Here is a 20,254-nt window from a genome sequence, read left to right as displayed (position 1 = left end):
AGCCTGCTGCTGGCAGGATAGAAACTCGTTATGGAACGCCCGCCAATTTGCGCCGCCGGCTACAAAGCCAGCAATTCCGGCAGGCGGCTACACGTGCTTGGCAATCAGATCTTCGTAGGTGTGCACGGCCACTATCTGCCCGTCCTTCAGCTCATAAATCCGGTCGCACTGCCGCAGGGTAGTGATGCGGTGGGCAATAATCAGAATGGTAATATCCGTGGCCGAGAGCTTGTTGATAGCCTCGGTTACCTCCTTTTCAGTTTGCGTATCCAGGGCGCTGGTAGCCTCGTCCATCACCAGAATCTGGGTTTGCTTGTACATGGCCCGGGCAACCCCAATGCGTTGCCGCTGCCCGCCTGAAAGCCGGGCCCCTCTCTCCCCCGACACCGTGTCCAGCCCCTGGGGCAGGCTTTCCACAAAATCTGCCAGAGAGGCCTGCTCCAGGGCGTACTGCAGGCGCTGCGGATCGGGGTCGGATTCACCCAGTGTAATATTATCGCGCAGGGAAGCCTGCATTAGAAACGTATCCTGCTTTACGTAGCCCACCAGCTGGTGCCAGGCTTCTGTATTCTCCAGGCGCAGGGGCACACCATCCACACGTATTTCACCGGACTGCTGGGTATAGAAGCGCAGCAGTAGGTTCATGAGGGTGGTTTTACCGGAGCCGGAGCTGCCAATAAAGCCGATCTTCTCTCCTTTGTTAATTGTGAAGGAAATGTTCCGCAGCACGGGCTTATCACTACCCGGAAAAGCAAACGTGATGTTGTCAAACTCTACCCTCTGCTGGAAGCGAATAGCGGGCTCTTGCTTTATCATATGTTCCCGCCATTGCGGCTCCTCATAGGCCTTTAATGCTTCCAGCGTGTAAAGGTGCTGTTTCATGGACACCATGCTAGCCAATATCCGATTGACGGAGGGCATCAGCTTGTACGCGGCGGCGGCAAACAGGCCTACGATAGTTACCAGGGTAGTCGTGTCGCGGGTAACGAGCAGTGCGTAGAGGATGATGGTAACCACAGCCAGAATAGAAACCATCTCAATAGTTCTGGGCGGCAACAGCCCGTACACGTACCCTTTGGCATCAACGTTTTGCAGAAGTCGCTGGTTGGCGTTAATGCGCTGGCGGAACAGCTGCAGCTTATGGGCCAGCTTCAGCTCTACGTACCCAGCAAAAGTGTCACTCACAATACTGTAGGCCGTAGGCGCATGAAGATCCCGCTCTTCTCCTAGCCGCTGCACCCGGTTGCGCAACGCTTTGTATGTAACGTAGGTAGCGGGCACCAGTGTGGCAGCCAATATGACAAATAGCGTTGGCTGGTATAATAGAATCCCCAGCACAACAATTAATATAATAATTCCCTCGGAAAGCAGCACAAACAATTGCCGCATTATACCATTCAGATAGGCATTCGGAACGGTCAATACTTCATTGACCACCTTAAAAGTACCGATTTCCTGAAACCGCCAGAAGGGCAGGCCAATGTATTTCACGTATTGGCTATCAATGATTTTCAGGGCGACATCTGCCGTGAATTGTACTTGCTTGTAGTTGATCCAGCTGATGAAAATGTTTTTAAGCAGAAAGAAAACGAAGACAACCAGAACGGCCGTCACGAAAAATGCCGTTTCAGTCTGGAAGCCCAAGCCGTGGTAGAGTGGGGAAGCCCATTTATTCTGCAACACTGCCCCTGGTCGTGACGCTAACGTAACTATTGGAATCAATGACGCTAGGCCGAATACATCCAGAAACGAAGTGAATATCTGCAGCAGAAACAGCAAAAATGCCCGCTTTTTTTCCGTCGGCGACAGATAACGCAGGATACTCTTGATGGCCTCTGTTACTATGTTGCCTGTTAGCATTTTAAGCTGAAACTTGATGAATTGCGGCGGAAGAGGCACAGGTCTGGAGCAGACTGTACGCCGCACGCTATCGATTGGGCCCGCAAAGGTACAAGATAAAATCTTGAGAAGTTTTTATCAATCGTTTGGTTGTTATCCAATTCGATGGTAAAGCTATAGAGCCTACCCACCAGAACGGGAACCCTGCTTCCGGGCTCTGATCAACTTCTTGAATAATTGACAGAAAGCCCCCCGCCGTACGCAGGCGGTATTTAAAAAGTTCGGCTGTGTTATACCCTCTTGGTGCAGCACAGCCCCTTGGCGATGGTACCAAGGGGCTGTGCTGCACCAAAAGGGCTTTCTATCGGCAAGCCACCTGGCCAATGAAGATCAGCGGCGCCCAAGCAGGCGCTGGGCCTTCATCACTGATTTGCCTGGTATGCCTAGCTTGGCGCACATGTAAAGGCCCCAACTTATAAGGGAATGATCATCTTGCCACCGTACGCGCAGCCAGTGTGCCGCCTGCGGGCTACCAATCTGGTAGAGCAGTTCTGAACGCAACCGCGTTTGGGCTTTAATAATATGGTCGGCTTCAGGGCTAAAACCGCGGTGCTTGTTTAGTAACATCAATGAGCCTTCCTGATCCTGCCGCTTTCGGGTTTCGAACGACGAGGCACTATGTCGTCGGTATAGAGCGCTCACCTTGGGAGAATATAGTATTCTATATTCCTTGGCTATTCGTAACCACATATCCCAGTCTTCAAAAGGCAGTTTCTCGTCAAACAAACCAACCTTTTCATAGCAAGACCTACGTACCAAAGTACTCATTGCAGCAATGAAGCAGCGCTCTAACAATGGAATAAATATATTTTCCGGGTGCGACACAGCAAAGTCGTCCGGCTTATTCATGTAATTGCCTTGTTCATCTATAAACTCAATCGCGCTGGTTAACATCCCTACGCCTTCATCAGCACTTTCAAGCAATTTAACCTGCTCAGATATCTTATCCAATAGATAAATATCATCCGATCCGATGGTGCTGATATAAACTCCGTTTGAGTTTTTAATAGCCGTATTCAACGTATGACAAACGCCACGATTTTCATTCTGATAGATATATTTTAAAACCCTCTCCGCACTATCGCATAGCGGTTCATGCCGTTTCACCCAGGATGCTATTACTTCATCTGAATTATCCTGAGAATGATCATCTACAATAACAATTTCAATTGGTTTATAATTCTGGTTCCACAAACTATCCAATGTTTCTAACACATACTGAGCATGGTTATACGAAGTAACGCATATACTAACTAAAGGATTCGAAGAATTTTTCATTGGAGCGTTTTCCATCAACCCGTGCTTTTACTACTGAGAGTTTATTGTATTTTTTTTTCCATAATTATCAACTCATCATTGAACTCATTTTTCTTTATATCAAAACCCCACTTCAGATACAAATTAACTGCTCTATGATTGTTACGCAAAACTTTAAGATACAATTTTTTCAATTTTTTCTCTCTAGCAAGCATAATCACGGTTTTCATCATCCAACTCCCAATACCCATTCCCCAGTATGCCTTATCACCGATATAACCCCAATACTCTCCCACGTCACCGGAAATATTTTTTATTCCAAATGCTCCAACAGGAATTTCTTTACAACGAATCCCCCAAATAATAAAATTATTTCTGGTTGGCAATTTTTCAAACCACTCCCGTTGTTCCTGGCGAGTCACTGGCACACCCTGAATTAATGATTGTATTTCAGGGTCGTTCACCCATTTGAAGGAATGTTCTAGCATTACCTCATCGAATAGTGTGTACTGTAGTTCGTCCACTAAATACCGAAATTAAATGATGAGGTCGTGCAGTATATCAGAAACAAACGCAACTGCTACAAATGTTTTTCGAACACATCAGTCAGCTCTATAACGGAACCAAAGTCCTCTTTCTGCGAAAGTAAGCCATAGTTTACTTCTGAGTTGACGGTGGATATACCAAATGAAAATTTTAGTATACCCTCCTGTTTTGCAACCTCAGCAGCATACACTACCAAAGCATCTATAACGCGAGCACTACGCCCTTCCTCATTCGCGTGAGTGTACTGACTATGAACAAATCCGCGCGCTGCATCAATGAATAGCAGTGTACCTCCTACAATTTTATCATTAATCGAAGCTGTGTATAACCGAATATTATCCGGATTATTTTTAATTAACCCATACATTTCATCGACCGTATGAACAGGCTTAACACTATGTGTTTTCATAAGACTATCACTCATTATATCCCAAAATTCAATCAAACTATCATTCTTCTGTATTACTACCCCAGTAGCAGAAGCTTTTCTTATATTTTTTCTTCTAGCTTTGGTCAAACGCAATGGGTTATTTAGATTAATAACCGAATTGACATCCCTGCAGATTATTTCGAAGTTATTTTTATAGAAATAAAACTCTTGTGCCTCAGAATATTCTTTGCAAAAAACTCTAGCAACAGGCTTTATAACTATTTTTTCAAATCCATCACTTTTTATTTTTGCGACAAGAGAGTTAAATACATTCTCTAACTGTTCGTATTTAATATCACATTTATACACCAATCCACCATATGTCAGTCCTGGATGAGCAATTAAAACATGATGATTTGATGCATTTTTTGGTACGGCAGCTACAAATACAGCTATCAGGTTTTCTTTATTCCATACCATGTATGATTTATCACTGAATCTATCCTTGTGATAATCCATAAAGGAGCGCCTGAATAGGAAAGTACCATTGATGCTATCATCAATAAACTTATCCCAGACAGCTATATCCTCTTGCGTGTATTGCTTAACTGTATATACAGGTAAGTTGACTAACTCATTCATTTGGAGCCCATTTGTTTTAGTTGAGAGAAAATAACATAATCCCGAATATATTCCTCCTCTATATACTCCAGTGAAGCCAGACACAGCAGAACGGCATCGCGCGAAAATTTAATTGTCCGCCAATACAGGCGAGGAATATATAGGCCAACATTGGGCTTATCAAGATAATACGTGGTTTGCTTACCCCATATATCCTCGAGCGTAAATTCTATTTCACCACTGACAGCGAAAATAATCTGCTCTAACTCTTTATGGGCATGGTGCCCGCGCACTACTTCGTCGGAAACAGAGTAGGTCCAATAAACGCGCTGAACGGTGAACGGCAGACCACTATTCTGGGCAACCGTCAGGTAACCGATTGTAGTATCACCTAATCGGGAAAACTCAATTAGCCGGGGCTGTTGCGCTGCGTTATCCATTCAGTTGAAATAAGCCCCTATCTCGTCTGCTACAGTTGTTACCTGCTCTGGCGTCATGCCAGGCCACATGGGCAGGCTCAAACAGGTATTGGCCAACTCCTCCGCAATAGGGAAAGAGCCCACTAGGTAACCGGAGGTAGCGTAAGCCTGCTGCAGATGAGGGGGCACCGGGTAATGGATAAGCGTACCAATACCGGCCTTGCCAAGGTGCTGCTGTAGGGCGTCCCGATGCGCCGTCCGGACAACGTAGAGGTGATAAACGTGCGTACTACCCTCTGCTACCACGGGTATCTGGATGTCGCCTACCCCCTGTAGCTTTTCATTGTACCACCGGGCAATCTGCTGGCGTTGCCGCGTCCACTCGGGCAAGTACTGCAGCTTTACTGACAGCGCCGCGGCCTGCATCTCATCCAGGCGGGAGTTGTAGCCGATAACCTCGTTGTAGTATTTGCGCTGGGAGCCGTAGTTGCGCAGGGTCTGAATTTTCCGGGCAATCTCCTCATCGTTGGTGGTAATAGCGCCGGCGTCGCCGAGTGCCCCCAGGTTTTTGCCAGGGTAGAAACTGGTTCCGTTCGCGTGGCCGAAGCTACCAGTCAGGCCGCCGTGGGAGGTAGCCCCCTGGGCCTGCGCATTATCTTCAATCACCAGCAGGTTGTGCCGCCGGGCAATTTCCATGATGGGGCGCATCTCGCAGGCCTGCCCGTAGAGGTGCACCGGCATGATGGCCCGGGTGCGCTCCGTAATGGCAGCCTCAATCCGGCGGGGGTCCAAGTTGTAGGAGGCGGGGTCCGGCTCGACGGGAACCACCGTGGCCCCCACGTAGGAAACAGCCAGCCACGTAGCGATATATGTGTTGGAGGGCACTATCACCTCGTCGCCGGGGCCAACACCCAGCGCCAGCAGCGACAGGTGCAGCGCATCAAGGCCATTGGCTACCCCAATGCAGTACCGGGCCCCAGAGAACGTGCTGTACGCGGCCTCAAACGCTCGCACGTTCTCGCCCAGCACAAACCACTGCGAATCATAGACGCGGGCCAGGGCCGCTAGAACCTCGTCGCGGATGGGGTTGTGCTGGGGAGCGAAAGAAAGAAAAGGAACTGCCATGAAAGTTGCTACTAAGGGGATGCCAATGGAGCAAAATTAGGGAATGTTCCCATTACGATTTTACCGCCCGCTGTCAGCCTGCCCACTACAGTGGGGGTTAGGACGCCGGAGTTTGATTCCAGCCTTGCTTGATCTGTCTTTCGCTTCTCAGATTATTTGGTTAGAACGCGTCCGGGCGGCATATGGCCACTCATGAGGTTGTAGCAGCTCTCCAGCCATTGCCAGTGGCTTTAAGGATACGTATTCAGTGCGGACTGGTGACTGTATTTCAGCTTTTTAGGGTGGGCCTCACTCATCTTCCCAGGCAGACGACGAATATTCAACGCCGGGTGTGGGCGCTTTCCGGCCTTTATGACGCCTCCTGTCACTGCCGAACCGGTACCGGCCCGGTACACCTCGGCCAGGCTTCTTACAATCAGCAAATCGGCACCGAGGTACCACGGAGACGTTTGAGAGCAGGCGGGAGCAGCTGCGCGCTAATGGCCGAGCTGTTTTTTATTACTGGAGGTGTGGTTTAACTAATCATATTCCTCGCAGTAACGCTGACAAATGGCTAAGCGTATGTTGCTATCCTCTTACAGATTTTAGGTAGTCGTTTGCATTACTTGCTCAGTCAGTAAAACGAAGTAGAGACGCCACTTCATCGGCTAACTTAAACAGCGTCTTAAAGCAGATCTACCTACTCTATTTCACGAGTTCAACCGCCACACCAGCAGCCATTTGCCCATAAGCTATTTACGGCCCGGGTGGCAGGCGCCAAAATTTACTTTAGCTCAGCTATCTATTCGCCCCCGCTTCAACCGCCGCCATAACTGTCCTATTTTCGGGTAGTTGAAATATGTTTCCATTACCCGACTGTGTACCAGCTGCTTAAGCGTTTCCTTAGTTATGGGTTTGGGCATGTAGCGGCTCGAACGGGCAACCGGCGATTGGCGCAGGTAGTGGGGGTAGAGAAAGCGCAGGCGGTTAATGCAGGCGCGGTGCCAGGGCTTGTTGCGGCCGTTGTAGTGGATGATGACCTTATCGGCAAGGTACGTGCGGAGGTCGCGCCGGGCCAGATCGTGGGGGATATAGGCCTTCATTAGGTTGTAGCGGCTCTCCAGTCGGTGCCAGCGGCCGTCAAACACTACGTTCAACGCATCCTGATCATGGTAAAGCAGCACCTCTTTGGGAGTGCGCACGATTACCTCAATGGCCTGCTCACTGATTTGCTGCTCCCGCCACCGGGGCAGGTGCATCAGTAGCATCCCGGAGTTGAAATAATCCTCTAGTCGCCGGATGCCAATCTCGCTACGCAGCGGCACTTCTATCTCCATGACGGCTCCCACGGCCGCGCCCTGCAGATCGGTTTGGTACATGGAGTCCAGGGACCCAATCACGAGCATGTCAATATCTAGGTACAGCAGCCGCTCGATGTCCTGCGGAACCAGCCGGGGAAAAAACAGGCGGTAGTACGCCGCCATGGTAATATAGGCTTCGGGCTCATCGGGGCCGGGTACCGGAAAGCCGCTGGTGACCTCCGGGCTAACCACGTAAAAGTGCATGTCGCCGCCCTGCTGGCGGACGAATTCTACCATGCGGGCCTTCTCGGCCTCCGGCACGTCGGTGGCAATGGCATGGACCTGCACCTGCGAGTTGCGGTTATTCGAAAAGATGGAGGTCAGCAGCACATAAACCGGCGTAACGTACACCTCGTCAAAGGCTATGGCAATGTGAATGGTAGCGGGATTGGTTGACATGAGTAAAGTTATAAGAAGTCCCATCGAAAAATCAGGACCACCTAACCGTTGGGTATTCTCAAGATTGGGATGGCAAAGATACAGGTATGTATCCTATGCTTTGTATAACTTTGTGCGTATGACGGCATACACTACAGGTCAACCTCATCCTAAAAGACACTTTGAATTTAATTTGGAAGCATTACGCGGATTTGCCGCGTTAGTAGTGGTAATAAGTCACTGCTTAGGATTTTCCAAGGTGTTGAACGGATCTGAAAGATCTGGATTATGGACATATGACTTACCTGGGCACCTAGCGGTATTGGTTTTTTTTATCCTGTCGGGTTATGTTATTGGCCTTGCAACTAAAGTGCCTTTAACATGGGCAACCGCTGTACCTTATTTAAAGAAAAGGTTCATACGATTGTATCCTATCTATATAACAGGCATACTGTTAGCTTTACTAATATCCGACAAAACATACTCTGCAACAGAAATTTTATCAAATGCATTGTTTCTGCAAAGGGTAACGGCTGACCCTATGTATGAAATCGGGGTGAACTGGTCGTTGAACTACGAGGTTTTGTTTTACATACTATTTATACCCATTTCTGTATATAATATAAATCCTATACATATTTTCTTTTCCGCTTTGCTATTTGGCTTATTTTTTCAGCTTATACTACCCATTCAGCTACTTGCAATGTATGGATTCGGCTTTTGCTTCTGGACCGTTGGCCTTTGGCTAGCCAAAACGGATGTAACATCCCGTGCCCACACTTCTCGTTACACGCTCGCGGGTCTATTGTGTGTCATGCTATCATTCGGTTCGCTTAACTTCATCAAAGAAGTTATGGAATATACTTTACATACAGATACTATGAGGGGAGTTCAAAGCCACTACAGCGTCCTAAATATCATGCCCTCTGATTTTAGCTATTTTCCCTTAGGCATATTGTTAATCACGTATTTTACAAATAAGAGAATAAAGCACAACAAATTATTGATGATCACCATTTTAGCCACACCTCTGTTATACCTATTGCTCCAAATATACTCCAGCACCAAACGCCCAATAGACATAGACTCAAGAGTCGTTGCCTACATATTCTACCTGATCGGCATTATTTTACTGTTTATTGAAAGCAGAAGCAAAAGCTATAAAGAAAAAACGCTACCCGCCCCAATGATTAAATTAGGCAGTATATCCTACGGTATTTATTTAATTCATTTCATAATAATAATATTAATTGGCAGAATCGATTTTATCAACAAAACAAACACTGCATTTATCTTACGCACATCAGTTGCTATCGTGAGTACGATAGTAGCAGCTTATATATTGGAAAGAAAATTACACCCATTAGTCGTTAAACAGCTACGAAAGACACCTTTTTTCAACACTCTATAAACAGCTTCTCACTCCGATTTCCCGTCATTTTCACCACATGTCCACTCCCCCCGTTATCCATCTGGGCTTTTGTTTCGACAAAGGTTACCTCCCGCCTTTCTATGTACTTCTCACCTCTATATTTTATCATAACAGCGCGCATAACATTGTTATACACGCCATTGCAACAAATATATCAGAAACCGACAAGAGCGGGCTGGTACGCTACGCCAAGAAGCACGGAGCAGAAATCTTTTTCTACACTGTCGAGCCTCACCTGGTCCAGGACTTTGTGCTGCCAGACCACGCAGGCAGCTACTTTACTGAAACGATTTTCTACCGTCTATTTTTTGCCAAGCTGGTTCCCCCTTCAGTTGAATCTATTATTTATATGGATATTGATACAATTGTAGTAGGTGATCTTAGTCCCCTATCACATCTGGATACAGGAGAGCACCCTCTCGCCGCCGTCGCCGATGATTGGATGCCTATTCGTGAGGATCTTGGAATTACACAGAAGGGACAGTACTTCAACTCAGGTGTAACTCTTATCAACATTCACAAATGGAATGAGAAGAATGTAACTGAGCGTGTAACAGATGTTATTATAAAATACCCTGAACGTATCAAACAATTTCCTGATCAAGACGCGTTGAACATGGTCTTGCTTAACGACTGGTACAAATTGAGCGTAGGCTACAATTTGACAGGGGTGCACTGTCCGTCTGTGACAGACAGAGCTATACTAGATGAGTACCTAAAGGACAAGACAATCATCCACTTTAGTGGGCCTAAGCCTTGGAATGTACTCACTGATTGTAACCATGTTTATGAGTATAAGTGGTTTGAATATTATAATATATCCCCAGTAAAGTCATTTGTTAAATACTTTGATATTAAATTATCTAAAAGCTTTATCAAGAAATTCACTTTTAAACATCTTCTTAAATTCTATTTAAATACACCCATCTTAGGCAAAATCAAGCGCGCTATTTCGTCAGGCGCAAATCAAAATATATAGATTTTTTCAAATATTACTTAGGGGTTTCATCATATCATAGGAGAAGCTACTTTCTTCCGATTAACCACCTCTTACTCTGGCTCACGCACTGCTTTCACCACGTAGAGTGGTCGGTTGCGGGCGGCGTCGAGGCCGCGCCAGACGTACTCGCCAATAATGCCGAGGGCCATCATCTGGAAAGCCGAAACAAAGAGGAGCACTACCATAAGCATGGTCCAGCCGGCAGGCTGGGCCGTACCGCTCAGCCGCAATGCCACCAGATATAGCCCGTAGAGCAACGCCACCGCGCCCAGGCAGATGCCGGTGACTGAAATAGCACGTATGGGAAAGAAGGAAAAAGACAGAAAAGAGTCCAGAAACAGCTTCACCTTCTTCGACAGCGTCCAGCGGGAAGTGCCGATTTCGCGACGACGGCGGGAGTATGGCAGGTTTACGTAGGGGTAGCCCAGCCACGTCATCAGGTAAAACACGTTGCTGTTGCGCTCCTGCAGGCGCACTACCTGCTCCCGCACTTGCCGGTCAAACAGCACGTAATCAAAGCCGCCCGGCGGGATGTTGCGCAGCGCAAAGCGCCGCATCAGGCTATGAAACAGTTTGGCTAAAAGGACACTAACGGCACCCTCCTGCCGATCCTGGCGGTTACCGATAACCAGCGGGAAACCCTGCTGCCAGTAGGCGTACATGGCGGCCATCAGTTCGGGCGGGTCCTGCAGGTCGGCGGTGATGATAACGTTACAGTCGCCGGTGGCGTAGGCCATGCCCGCCACGATGGCATTGTAGGAGCCTACATTGGCGGCCAGCTCCACCACCTTCACCCGCTCGGGGTATTGGCGCTGGAAGGTGTGGAGGGCGGCTACTGTTCCATCACCGGAGGCATCATCTACCAGCACATACTCAAAGGTGACCTCAGCCGGGAAACGGGCCTCGTTGGCAACCAGCGCCTGCATGGTAACGGGGATATTGGCCTCGTTGAAATAGCAGGGAATGATGATGGACAGTTTTGGCATAGGGCGAAGTTGAACAGTTTGGGTGGGGCCTGCTACCGGGCTTGCCAGCTAACGATGTGTGTGAGGCCACCCAGCCGGAAGCCCAATACCTCGCAGTTATGGATTACGGCCCGGTTGGCAGCCTGGGTGGTCAGCAGGGCGTAGCGGCTGCCTCGCTGGTGCAAGTGCCACAGCGTTTCAGCAAGCAAGGGGCGGTGCCAACCCTGGTTTTGGGCACCCACGGCCGTCAGCACTACGCGCCCTAGTGGGCAACCCAACAACCGGGCATCCGCTGCCAGATACCCAATGGCCAGAAAACTATCGAGCGGCCCGTGCTGCGGCACCAGAACTACGTCGGCGTAGCCGCGCACGGTAGCTGCCGCGTACTCGCCCAGGAAGGCGTCTCCCTGCTCGGGGCTGAAAAACGGATCAGTGTGGAAACGGTCGGCAGGGTTGCGGTTGATGGCAGCAACGCGGCGCACGGCTTCGGCATCTTCTGCCGTGGCCCGGCGCACGGGGTAGCGGGTGGCCGGGAGCGGCTGCAGGGTGTGGTAGTAGTGCAGCCGGGTTTCTACGGTAGCCCAGCCGGCGCGGCCCAAAGCCGTCAGCAATAGGGCGTCGGGGGCGGCAACCTCGCAGTAGCAGTGCTGCTGCCCGGTAGCGGCCAGGTGCCGGCTAAACTGGCGAATGGCCGCCGTGAGCCCAGGCAACCGCACCGCCGGACCAAATACCACGGCCTGCAAGCGTGCCATAGCCCGGCCGAAAAAAGTTGTATCCCAAGGCAGGTGCCGGTACAGGAATACTACCTGCTCCTCCCCTACCCCTTCCACCCAACGGAAGTGCCCAGCCTGCCGGGTAAACTCCTGCAGCCGGGGCCGCACCAGCTGCTCGAATACAGTTTCGGGGGCAATACCGGGCAGGGCCGCGTAGGGCACAGCCGCCAGCAAGGCCGGTCGGCGCGCCGCTAACTGCTCTGCGAACTGCATACCCGACGAAACTCGGCGTAGGTGCGGATATAATCGGCCTCGGCATAGGGCGTGGAGGCCAGGGTGAGCTGCACAGCCCCGGCTGAGTACTGCATGGTGTGCCAGCAGCAGGGCGGAATGTACACCCCCACATCCGGCCGGTCGAGCACAAAGGTTTGCAGCTCCTGGTTGGGCATTTCCGTCAGGACCACAATGCGACCAGTAACGGCCAGCAGAACATGTTCCGTGCGATGGTGCGCGTGCCGGCCGCGCACTATGGTTTCCGGGGTATTATAGGTCCAGAACACCCGTTTCACTTCGAAGGGTGCGCCCGGCTGATCAACCACCGAGAGGTAGCCCATATCGTCGGCGCCGATACCGGGAAAAGAAAGTAGATGCGGGAGTTTCATAGGGTAGTGGGGCGGCGCAGCGGCACTATGCCCCGTAAAATAAGAAAAGCCGGTTGCTTTCGTCAACCGGCTTTTCGCTGCATATAGCCGTGCTTAGGCTTAGAAGGTACGCGGGGTATTATCTACCTGGCCGGTTACTACGCCGGGTACATGCTCGCGGAAGTACTCCAGTGTGCGGCGCAGGCCTTCGGCGCGGTCCACCTTCGGCTCCCAGCCCAGCACCTCCTTGGCTTTGGTAATGTCGGGGCGGCGCTTCATGGGGTCGTTTTCGGGTAGGGGGCGGTAGTCGGGCTTGAACTCCACGCCGGTGAGGCGGGCAATTTCTTCGCCGAACTCCTTGATGGTGATTTCCGACGGGTTGCCGATGTTCACGGGCATATGATAGTCGCTCAGCAGCAGACGGTAGATGCCTTCAATCAGGTCATCGACGTAGCAGAAGGAGCGCGTTTGTGAACCGTCGCCGAATACCGTCAGGTTTTCGCCGCGCAGGGCCTGCGAGAGGAAAGCCGGCAGTACGCGGCCGTCGTTGAGGCGCATGCGCGGACCATAGGTATTAAAGATGCGCACGATGCGGGTTTCCAGGCCGTGGTGGTTGTGGTAGGCCATGGTGATGGCCTCCTGGAAACGCTTGGCCTCGTCGTAGCAGCCGCGGGGGCCTACGGGGTTCACGTTGCCAAAGTACTCCTCTACCTGAGGGTGAATTTCCGGGTCGCCGTACACTTCCGAGGTGCTGGCAATCAGCATACGGGCGCCCTTCACGCGGGCCAGACCCAGCAGGTTGTGGGTACCCAGCGAGCCAACCTTCAGGGTCTGGATCGGAATTTTGAGGTAGTCGATGGGCGAGGCCGGCGAGGCAAAGTGCAGGATGTAGTCCAGCTTGCCGGGCACGAAGACAAACTTGGAAACATCATGGTGATGAAACTCAAAGTTTTCTTTACCAAACAGGTGCTGGATGTTTTCCAGGTCGCCGGTCACCAGGTTATCCATGGCAATGACGTGGTAGCCTTCGGCCAGGAACCGGTCGCAGAGGTGGGAGCCCAGAAAGCCCGCTCCGCCGGTAATAAGTACGCGTTTTTTATCAGACATATACGTGTCGATTAGTCGTTGCTGAGAAGCAGGCAGGTAGCCGGAGTCGTGCTTACGCTATATCCGTAAGCCATGCTCAAGCCGTGCCTGAGCTATGCTTGAGCCGGTTCGTGGTGGGCCGTTTTGATGCCAATGCAGTGGTAGGCATAGCCCGCTTGCTGCAGTTCTGCGGCATCGTAAATGTTGCGGCCGTCGAAGATAACCTTCTGCTTGAGCAGGCGGCCCATTACCTCGAAGTTCGGCACCCGGAACTCGGGCCACTCCGTTACCACCAGCAGGGCGTCGGCATCGATGAGGGCCTCCATCTGGTCTTTGGCGTAGGTAATTCGGTCGCCGAGGCTGTGCTTGGCCTCCTCCATTGCCACAGGGTCGTAGGCGGTTACGGTGCAGCCCTCGGCCAGCAGTTTCTCAATGATTACCAGCGAGGGCGCCTCGCGCATGTCGTCGGTTTTAGGCTTGAACGAGAGGCCCCACACGGCCATTTTCTTGCCCTTCAGGTCGCCGCCGAAGTGCTTCTGCACTTTGTTGAACAGCACCTCCTTCTGGCCTTCGTTTACGCTTTCCACGGCCTGCAGCACCTGCATTTGGTAGCCATTTTCGGCGGCCGTCTTGATGAGCGCCTTCACGTCTTTGGGAAAGCAGGACCCGCCGTAGCCAATGCCGGGGTAAATGAACTTCGTGCCGATGCGGGCGTCGGAGCCAATGCCTTTGCGCACCATGTTTACATCGGCGCCCATGATTTCGCAGAGGTTGGCGATGTCGTTCATAAACGAAATCTTGGTGGCCAGCATGGAGTTAGCCGCGTATTTCGTCATTTCCGCCGACGGAATATCCATGAAGATAATGGGGTGGCCGTTGAGCAGGAAGGGCTTGTAGAGGCGGCTCATTACCTCCTCAGCGCGCTCCGACGACACGCCTACCACAATGCGGTCGGGCTTGAGGAAGTCATCAATGGCGGCGCCTTCCTTCAGGAACTCGGGGTTGGAAGCAACGTCGAACTCGATGTTCTCGCCGCGACGGGCCAGCGCGTCCTCGATTTCCTTGCGCACTTTGGCGGCCGTACCCACCGGCACCGTGCTCTTGGTCACGATAACGCCGTAGCTGGTCATGTTCTCGCCAATAGCGCGGGCCACGGCCAGCACGTATTTCAGGTCAGCCGAGCCATCCTCGCCGGGAGGAGTGCCTACGGCAATAAAGGCCACATCGCAGCCTTTGATGGCTTCGGCCAGGTTGGTGGAGAAGTGTAAACGGCCGGCCGCGACGTTGCGCGACACCATTTCCTCCAGGCCTGGCTCGTAAATCGGCAGAATGCCTTTGTGCAGGTTGTCGATTTTGCGCTGGTCGATATCAATGCAGGTTACATCAATGCCAACCTCGGCAAAACAGGTTCCTGTTACTAGGCCTACATAGCCTGTGCCTACTACTGCAATTTTCATGTAAGTGGGAAAATAAGGGGGAAAAAAGAGCCAAAGGCTCACCATGAAAGCTAGAGAGAAGGCCTACTTGAAAAGACCATATCTGATAATGCAATAAATTGCCCGGAAGCCGTCGCGCCAGCCAATCTTTTTGCCTTCGGCATACGTGCGGCCGTAGTAGCTGATGCCCACTTCGTAGATACGCACGTGGGGCACCCGCGCCATTTTAATAGTGACTTCCGGCTCGAAGCCAAAGCGTTTCTCCTCCAGCTGCAGGCCCTGCACAATGTCCCGCCGGAACAGCTTGTAGCAGGTTTCCATATCGGTCAGGTTCAGGTTGGAGAAGGCGTTACACAGCATGGTCAGCCATTTGTTGCCGATGCTGTGCCAGAAGAACAGAATGCGGTGCGGGTTGCCCCCCATGAACCGGGAGCCGTACACCACGTCGGCTACGCCGCGCAGCACGGGTCGCAGCAACACATTGTATTCCTCCGGATCATATTCTAGATCAGCGTCCTGAATAATGATATAGTCGCCGGTAGCCTTCCGGATACCCGTGTGCAGGGCCGCGCCTTTGCCCTGGTTGACTTCGTGGCGGTAGTACTGAATAGGCAACTCCGGATTGGCCGCCATGTAGCGCTGCACGGCTTCTTCGGTATTGTCGCGCGAGCAGTCGTTGACAATCAGTACCTCTTTGGTGAAGCCGCCCAATAGCTGCACTGCCTTCACCTGGTCAAGAATCAGGTGAATAGTAGCCCCTTCATTATAAGCCGGAATAACGATGGAGAGCTTACGGGAGGGCGCGGCCGGAATCATAGGGTTGTGCAGGAAACGAAAGGTATTGGAGGGGTAGGCCCCGGAACGGAAGCGGCAGAGCGCCGAACCGGGTAGCCTACGCCATCATGTGCTTTTTCCACCACCATTGAAACACGATGAGGGCCCAGATGCGGGCATGCACGTCGCCGGGACTGGAGGAGAACAGTTGGCGCTTGAGGGCGCGGGTAGCCTCCACGTCGAATACGCCCTGGGCCTCGATGAACGCATCCGAGAGCAAATCGTCCTCAATCAGGGGCCGCAACTCCCCGCGGAACCACTTGAGCAGGGGTACTTCAAAGCCGTGCTTGGGCCGTTTGTACAGCTCTTCGGGCAGCATGGGCCGGAAGGCGTCCTGCACAATCTTCTTTTTCATCTTGCCGTCAATCTTGCTCGACACGGGCAAAGAGAAAGCAAAGCGTACCACGTTGGGGTCCAGGAAGGGCGGGCGCACTTCCAGGGAGTTGGCCATGCTCATCAGGTCCACCTTGGCGAGCATGTCGTACGGAAGCACCATTTTAGTATCCGTGAGCAGCACCTCGTTCAGGTCGCCGTCGGCGTGCAGGTCTTCCAGCAATTCCCGGCGGCGCTTATCGGCCAGCTTCTTCCCTACCTTGCGGCGGGCGGCCGGACTGAGCAGGGCGCGGGCGTCCTTCTCCGAGGCAAAGGAAGCCCAGTCCCAGTACCGGTCTTTGGGTCCGGCGAGCATACCGCGCGAGAAGCGCTGAAACTGCCGCACCTTGTTTCCAAAAAACGAGTTGCGCGACTTGGGCAGCACGTCCCACAGCAGATTCAGGCCCGTCACGGCCTCGGCCTTGAAGCCGCCCTGCCGCACCTGAAACTCGCCCATGTGCTTGTTGTAGCCTGCAAACAGCTCGTCGGCTCCGTCGCCCGAGAGGGCTACGGTCACCTTTTCGCGGGTGCGCTTGCTGAGGATGTACACGGCCAGGGCCGAAGAGTCGGCAAAAGGCTCGTCGATGTAGTTCAGAACGTCGAAGATGTGGTCGTAGAGGTCCTGGTTGGTCAGCGAGAAAACCGTGTGGTTGGTTTTGTATTTGTCGGCGACCAGCTTGGCGTACTTCGTTTCGTCGAAGAACGGCTCGTCGCGGTAGCCAATGCTGAAGGTATTCAGGTGCTGGGTGTGGCGCGAGGCCAGGGCCACAATCACCGAAGAATCGATGCCGCCGCTGAGGAAAGCGCCCAGGGGCACGTCGGCCACGAGGCGGCGGGCGGTGGCGTCGTCGAGCAAATCGACTAGTTTGGCCTGCTGCTGCTCGTAGGAGAGCTTGATTTTATCGGTCTTCTTGGGGTCGTACGGAATCTTGTACCACCGCTTCTTGACCACCTTCTTGCCTTTCACATAGAGGTAGTGGCCGGGCAGCAGCTTCTTGACTCCTTTAAAGATGGTAGCCGGCCCCGGGATATAGTTCAGCTGCAGATAGTGGCTCAAGGATACGTAGTCCAGCTTGCGGGGTACGCCCAGGGCCAGCAACGACTTCATCTCGGAGGCGAACAGCAGCTTGTCCTCGTCGCGGTAAATCAGCAGGGGCTTCTCCCCCATCCGGTCGCGGGCCAGAAATACAGAATCCTCTTCTTTATCGAAAATGGCGAAGTCGAAGAAGCCGTTGAGCTTTTTCAGGAAGTTACGTCCCTCCGATATATACAGGTGGAGCACTACCTCCGTATCAGTCTGGGAGTGGAAGCGGTGGCCTTTGTTGACGAGCTTCTGGCGCAGCTCCTTGAAATTAAAAATTTCGCCGTTGAAGACAATGGTGTACCGGCCCGACTCGTCGGTCATGGGCTGGTTGCCATCGGCAGTTAAATCAAGGATGGCCAGTCGCCGAAAGCCTAAGCCGCACCGCTCGTAGGCAAAGTGCCCCTGCGAGTCGGGGCCGCGGCTAACAATGGCGTCGGTTGAGGCGCGCAGGGAAGCCAGCGAACTGCGGCCTGCATCAGTAAAAGCGAATACTCCGGAGATTCCACACATAAGGCGGGCAAAAGTACGAACTATCAGGACTTGAGTTTCTAAAAACTACAAGGCGGCGTCCGCAACCAAAGCCATGCCACGTTAGTACACACCTCAGGAATCGTTGTTTTTCCCAACCCTACCCCACCATGAATCTACAAGATCAACTAAGTCTTCAGCAGGAATTTGAGGCCGCCGTATCGCGTGTTGACAACCTGCCCGGCGACGCGGCGGCCGCGCAAATGACCGAGCTATACGGCCTCTACAAGCAAGCTACCCAAGGTGACCACGACACGGAGAAAGACGTCGTCGGCGACGACTCGCCTTCCAATCCCAGCGGCTACGCGGGCATGTCGCAGGCCCAGTGGGACTCCTGGAGCAAGTTCAAGGGCGTGAGCGAGGACGATGCCAAGCGCCAGTACATTCAGAAGGTTGCGGAAATAGCCGGACCGGTAGGTGAAAAAACCACTGTTATTACCGGCAACGGCCAGCCGGCTACCGGTTCGCAGGTAGGAGGCGCTGATGCAGCTTCCGGCCCTGAGGTGCAGCCCAACGATAATACCACCCTGGCCCAGCAGCCCAGCACCCAGCCGGGCGTTTCGCAGGGTGGCCTGCGCGGCGACATCACGGCCGGCGCTCCGTACGGCGGCGAAGACAAGCTGAAAGGCGACCAGAGCTAAATCACGGAGTAAGACGAATTCGGCGGATTGCACAGATTAAGTGTCAACCCACGTAACCGTACCACAGAAAAGAGGCCGCCTGATCAGGCGGCCTCTTTTCTATTTCTGCCAGCAGACAATGGAATCCGGTGAATCCGTCTTCGTCCGGGATTAAAAGATCTTGCCGGGGTTCATGATTCCGTGCGGGTCGAATACCTGCTTGATACCGCGCATTAGCTGGAGGTTAGTTTCCTTGAGTGCAATACCGATGTAGCCTTTCTGCACCAGCCCGATGCCATGTTCGCCGCTGATAGTGCCGCCCAGCTTCACGCACAGCTCAAATATTTCGCTGATGGGCTGGCGCAGCCCCACGTTCCACTGCTCGTCGGTCAGCTCGCCCCGAATAATGTTTACGTGCAGGTTTCCGTCGCCGGCGTGCCCGTAGCATACACTCTTGAAGCCGTAGCGCGCCCCAATTGCCTTAACTCCTTTCAGCAGGGTAGGCAGCTCGGCCCGCGGCACTACGGTATCCTCTTCCTTATACACGGAGTTATAGCGCACCGAATTGCCAATGTTGCGTCGGATTTTCCAGAGCTCGTCTTTCTGGGTGGCGTTGTCGGCCAGCAGAATTTCGCCCACGTCGTAGTGCTCCAGCACGGCGTACACTTGCTCGGCTTCCTTGTAAAGCTGCTCCAGGTCCTGCCCATCCAGCTCAATTAGCAGGTGAGCCAGAATATCCTCGGGTAGGGTAAGCGGAATTTTCAGGTAGTCAGAGGACCAGGCAATGGCTTCCCGTTCCATAAACTCCATGCCCGAGGGAATAATGCCGGCCCGGAATACCGCCGAAACTGCCTCGGCGGCTTGCTCCTCCTGGCGGAAGGGCACCAGCATCAGGATGGTATGCTGGGGGTAGGGCAACAGCCGGAACACTACCTTGGTAATGATGCCCAGGGTGCCCTCCGAGCCAATCATGAGTTGGGTGAGGTTGTAGCCGGTGGAATTTTTCAGGGTGTTGGCCGCCGTCCAGATGATGTCGCCGGTGGGCAGCACTACCTGCAGGTTGAGCACGTAGTCGCGGGTAGTGCCATACTTCACGGCTTTGGGTCCGCCGCTGCTGTGGGCCAGGTTACCGCCCAGAAAACAGCTGCCTTTGCTGGCCGGATCAGGGGGATAGAACAGGCCGACCTCCTTTACCGCGTTCTGGAATACCTCATTCACTACCCCCGGCTCCACGGTAGCCTGCAGGTTGCGCTCATCTATTGCCAGAATGCGGTTCAGCCGCTCGGTGCTCAGCAGCACTCCGTGGTGAATGGGCAGGGCTCCGCCGCTTAGGCCAGTGCCGGCACCACGAGGTGTTACCGGGATGCGGTGCTCATAGCACAGGCGCACAATGGCGCTTACCTCCTCGGCGTTAGCGGGGCGCACTACCACATCGGGAGCAAAGTGAAAATCCTCGGTATGGTCGCGGCCATAATCGGCGTACACGTCTGCCTCCACCCGTTGGGCAGTAAGCACGTGCTGCGGCCCGACTATCGTTTCCAGTTCGGCTACCAGAGCAGGAGTCAAAACCTGATATTCCATATATAGA

19 protein-coding genes are annotated in these 20,254 nt (G+C 52.7%); 4 read left to right on the top strand and 15 right to left on the bottom strand.

The window, feature by feature from the left end:
- Window positions 1–87: 87 nt before the first annotated feature.
- The gene (locus GGU46_RS06130; protein ID WP_183402687.1) at window positions 88–1,185 is read right to left on the bottom strand and encodes an ABC transporter ATP-binding protein; all 1,098 of its coding nucleotides are present in this window, start codon (window positions 1,183–1,185) and stop codon (window positions 88–90) included.
- A 195-nt stretch (window positions 1,186–1,380) separates the two neighbouring features.
- Here GGU46_RS06130 and GGU46_RS06125 point away from each other — a divergent pair, with 195 nt between their 5' ends.
- Window positions 1,381–1,698, top strand: coding sequence for a hypothetical protein (locus tag GGU46_RS06125; protein WP_183402686.1), 318 nt, complete (start codon window positions 1,381–1,383; stop codon window positions 1,696–1,698).
- 531 nt (window positions 1,699–2,229) lie between these two features.
- Here the strand turns inward: GGU46_RS06125 and GGU46_RS06120 are convergent.
- The 6 genes from GGU46_RS06120 to GGU46_RS06095 all read right to left on the bottom strand — a co-directional run bounded on the left by GGU46_RS06120 (window position 2,230) and on the right by GGU46_RS06095 (window position 7,976).
- On the bottom strand, window positions 2,230–3,177 hold the full coding sequence (locus tag GGU46_RS06120) for a glycosyltransferase family 2 protein (RefSeq protein WP_246398953.1): 948 nt from the start codon (window positions 3,175–3,177) through the stop codon (window positions 2,230–2,232).
- A 41-nt stretch (window positions 3,178–3,218) separates the two neighbouring features.
- Window positions 3,219–3,680, bottom strand: coding sequence for a GNAT family N-acetyltransferase (locus GGU46_RS06115; protein WP_183402684.1), 462 nt, complete (start codon window positions 3,678–3,680; stop codon window positions 3,219–3,221).
- Between the two features lie 56 nt (window positions 3,681–3,736).
- Complete coding sequence (locus tag GGU46_RS06110; RefSeq protein WP_183402683.1) at window positions 3,737–4,714, bottom strand: GNAT family N-acetyltransferase; 978 nt, start codon at window positions 4,712–4,714, stop codon at window positions 3,737–3,739.
- Window positions 4,711–5,133, bottom strand: coding sequence for a sugar 3,4-ketoisomerase (locus tag GGU46_RS06105; RefSeq protein ID WP_183402682.1), 423 nt, complete (start codon window positions 5,131–5,133; stop codon window positions 4,711–4,713). Before GGU46_RS06105 ends, GGU46_RS06110 begins: the two co-directional genes overlap by 4 nt.
- Complete coding sequence (locus GGU46_RS06100) at window positions 5,134–6,237, bottom strand: DegT/DnrJ/EryC1/StrS family aminotransferase (protein WP_183402681.1); 1,104 nt, start codon at window positions 6,235–6,237, stop codon at window positions 5,134–5,136.
- 773 nt (window positions 6,238–7,010) lie between these two features.
- Window positions 7,011–7,976, bottom strand: a complete 966-nt coding sequence (locus tag GGU46_RS06095) for a glycosyltransferase family 8 protein (protein ID WP_183402680.1) — start codon at window positions 7,974–7,976, stop codon at window positions 7,011–7,013.
- 118 nt (window positions 7,977–8,094) lie between these two features.
- Here GGU46_RS06095 and GGU46_RS06090 point away from each other — a divergent pair, with 118 nt between their 5' ends.
- A complete protein-coding gene (locus GGU46_RS06090; protein WP_183402679.1) occupies window positions 8,095–9,366 on the top strand; it encodes an acyltransferase family protein in 1,272 nt (423 codons plus the stop codon).
- 37 nt (window positions 9,367–9,403) lie between these two features.
- Window positions 9,404–10,366, top strand: coding sequence for a glycosyltransferase family 8 protein (locus tag GGU46_RS06085; RefSeq protein ID WP_183402678.1), 963 nt, complete (start codon window positions 9,404–9,406; stop codon window positions 10,364–10,366).
- A gap of 71 nt (window positions 10,367–10,437) precedes the next feature.
- Here GGU46_RS06085 and GGU46_RS06080 read toward each other — a convergent pair whose 3' ends face one another.
- The 7 genes from GGU46_RS06080 to asnB all read right to left on the bottom strand — a co-directional run bounded on the left by GGU46_RS06080 (window position 10,438) and on the right by asnB (window position 18,028).
- The gene (locus GGU46_RS06080; protein ID WP_183402677.1) at window positions 10,438–11,373 is read right to left on the bottom strand and encodes a glycosyltransferase family 2 protein; all 936 of its coding nucleotides are present in this window, start codon (window positions 11,371–11,373) and stop codon (window positions 10,438–10,440) included.
- A 32-nt stretch (window positions 11,374–11,405) separates the two neighbouring features.
- Window positions 11,406–12,338 carry a GNAT family N-acetyltransferase gene (locus GGU46_RS06075; RefSeq protein ID WP_183402676.1) on the bottom strand — a complete coding sequence of 311 codons (933 nt, stop codon included), beginning with the start codon at window positions 12,336–12,338 and terminating at the stop codon, window positions 11,406–11,408.
- Window positions 12,317–12,727 carry a sugar 3,4-ketoisomerase gene (locus tag GGU46_RS06070; RefSeq protein ID WP_183402675.1) on the bottom strand — a complete coding sequence of 137 codons (411 nt, stop codon included), beginning with the start codon at window positions 12,725–12,727 and terminating at the stop codon, window positions 12,317–12,319. The genes GGU46_RS06075 and GGU46_RS06070 overlap by 22 nt, the downstream gene beginning before the upstream one ends.
- A 99-nt stretch (window positions 12,728–12,826) precedes the next feature.
- Window positions 12,827–13,813, bottom strand: coding sequence for a UDP-glucuronic acid decarboxylase family protein (locus GGU46_RS06065; RefSeq protein ID WP_183402674.1), 987 nt, complete (start codon window positions 13,811–13,813; stop codon window positions 12,827–12,829).
- A 92-nt stretch (window positions 13,814–13,905) separates the two neighbouring features.
- The gene (locus tag GGU46_RS06060; RefSeq protein ID WP_183402673.1) at window positions 13,906–15,249 is read right to left on the bottom strand and encodes a UDP-glucose dehydrogenase family protein; all 1,344 of its coding nucleotides are present in this window, start codon (window positions 15,247–15,249) and stop codon (window positions 13,906–13,908) included.
- Between the two features lie 63 nt (window positions 15,250–15,312).
- Entirely contained in the window at window positions 15,313–16,044 is a 732-nt protein-coding gene (locus GGU46_RS06055) for a glycosyltransferase family 2 protein (protein WP_183402672.1), read from the bottom strand.
- 76 nt (window positions 16,045–16,120) lie between these two features.
- Window positions 16,121–18,028, bottom strand: coding sequence for an asparagine synthase (glutamine-hydrolyzing) (gene asnB, locus GGU46_RS06050; RefSeq protein ID WP_183402671.1), 1,908 nt, complete (start codon window positions 18,026–18,028; stop codon window positions 16,121–16,123).
- Between the two features lie 128 nt (window positions 18,029–18,156).
- On the opposite strand from asnB, the gene GGU46_RS06045 reads away from it, so the two are divergent.
- A complete protein-coding gene (locus GGU46_RS06045) occupies window positions 18,157–18,687 on the top strand; it encodes an acyl-CoA-binding protein (protein WP_183402670.1) in 531 nt (176 codons plus the stop codon).
- Window positions 18,688–18,837: 150 nt separating this feature from the next.
- On the opposite strand, the gene GGU46_RS06040 is transcribed toward GGU46_RS06045, so the two are convergent.
- Window positions 18,838–20,247, bottom strand: coding sequence for an FAD-binding oxidoreductase (locus GGU46_RS06040; RefSeq protein ID WP_183402669.1), 1,410 nt, complete (start codon window positions 20,245–20,247; stop codon window positions 18,838–18,840).
- Window positions 20,248–20,254 lie beyond the last annotated feature (7 nt).

Origin of the sequence: Hymenobacter latericoloratus, from assembly GCF_014199535.1 — a bacterium.
In the GTDB taxonomy this organism is placed as follows: Bacteria; Bacteroidota; Bacteroidia; order Cytophagales; family Hymenobacteraceae; genus Hymenobacter; species Hymenobacter latericoloratus.
This window is presented reverse-complemented; position numbering and strand designations above follow the sequence as displayed.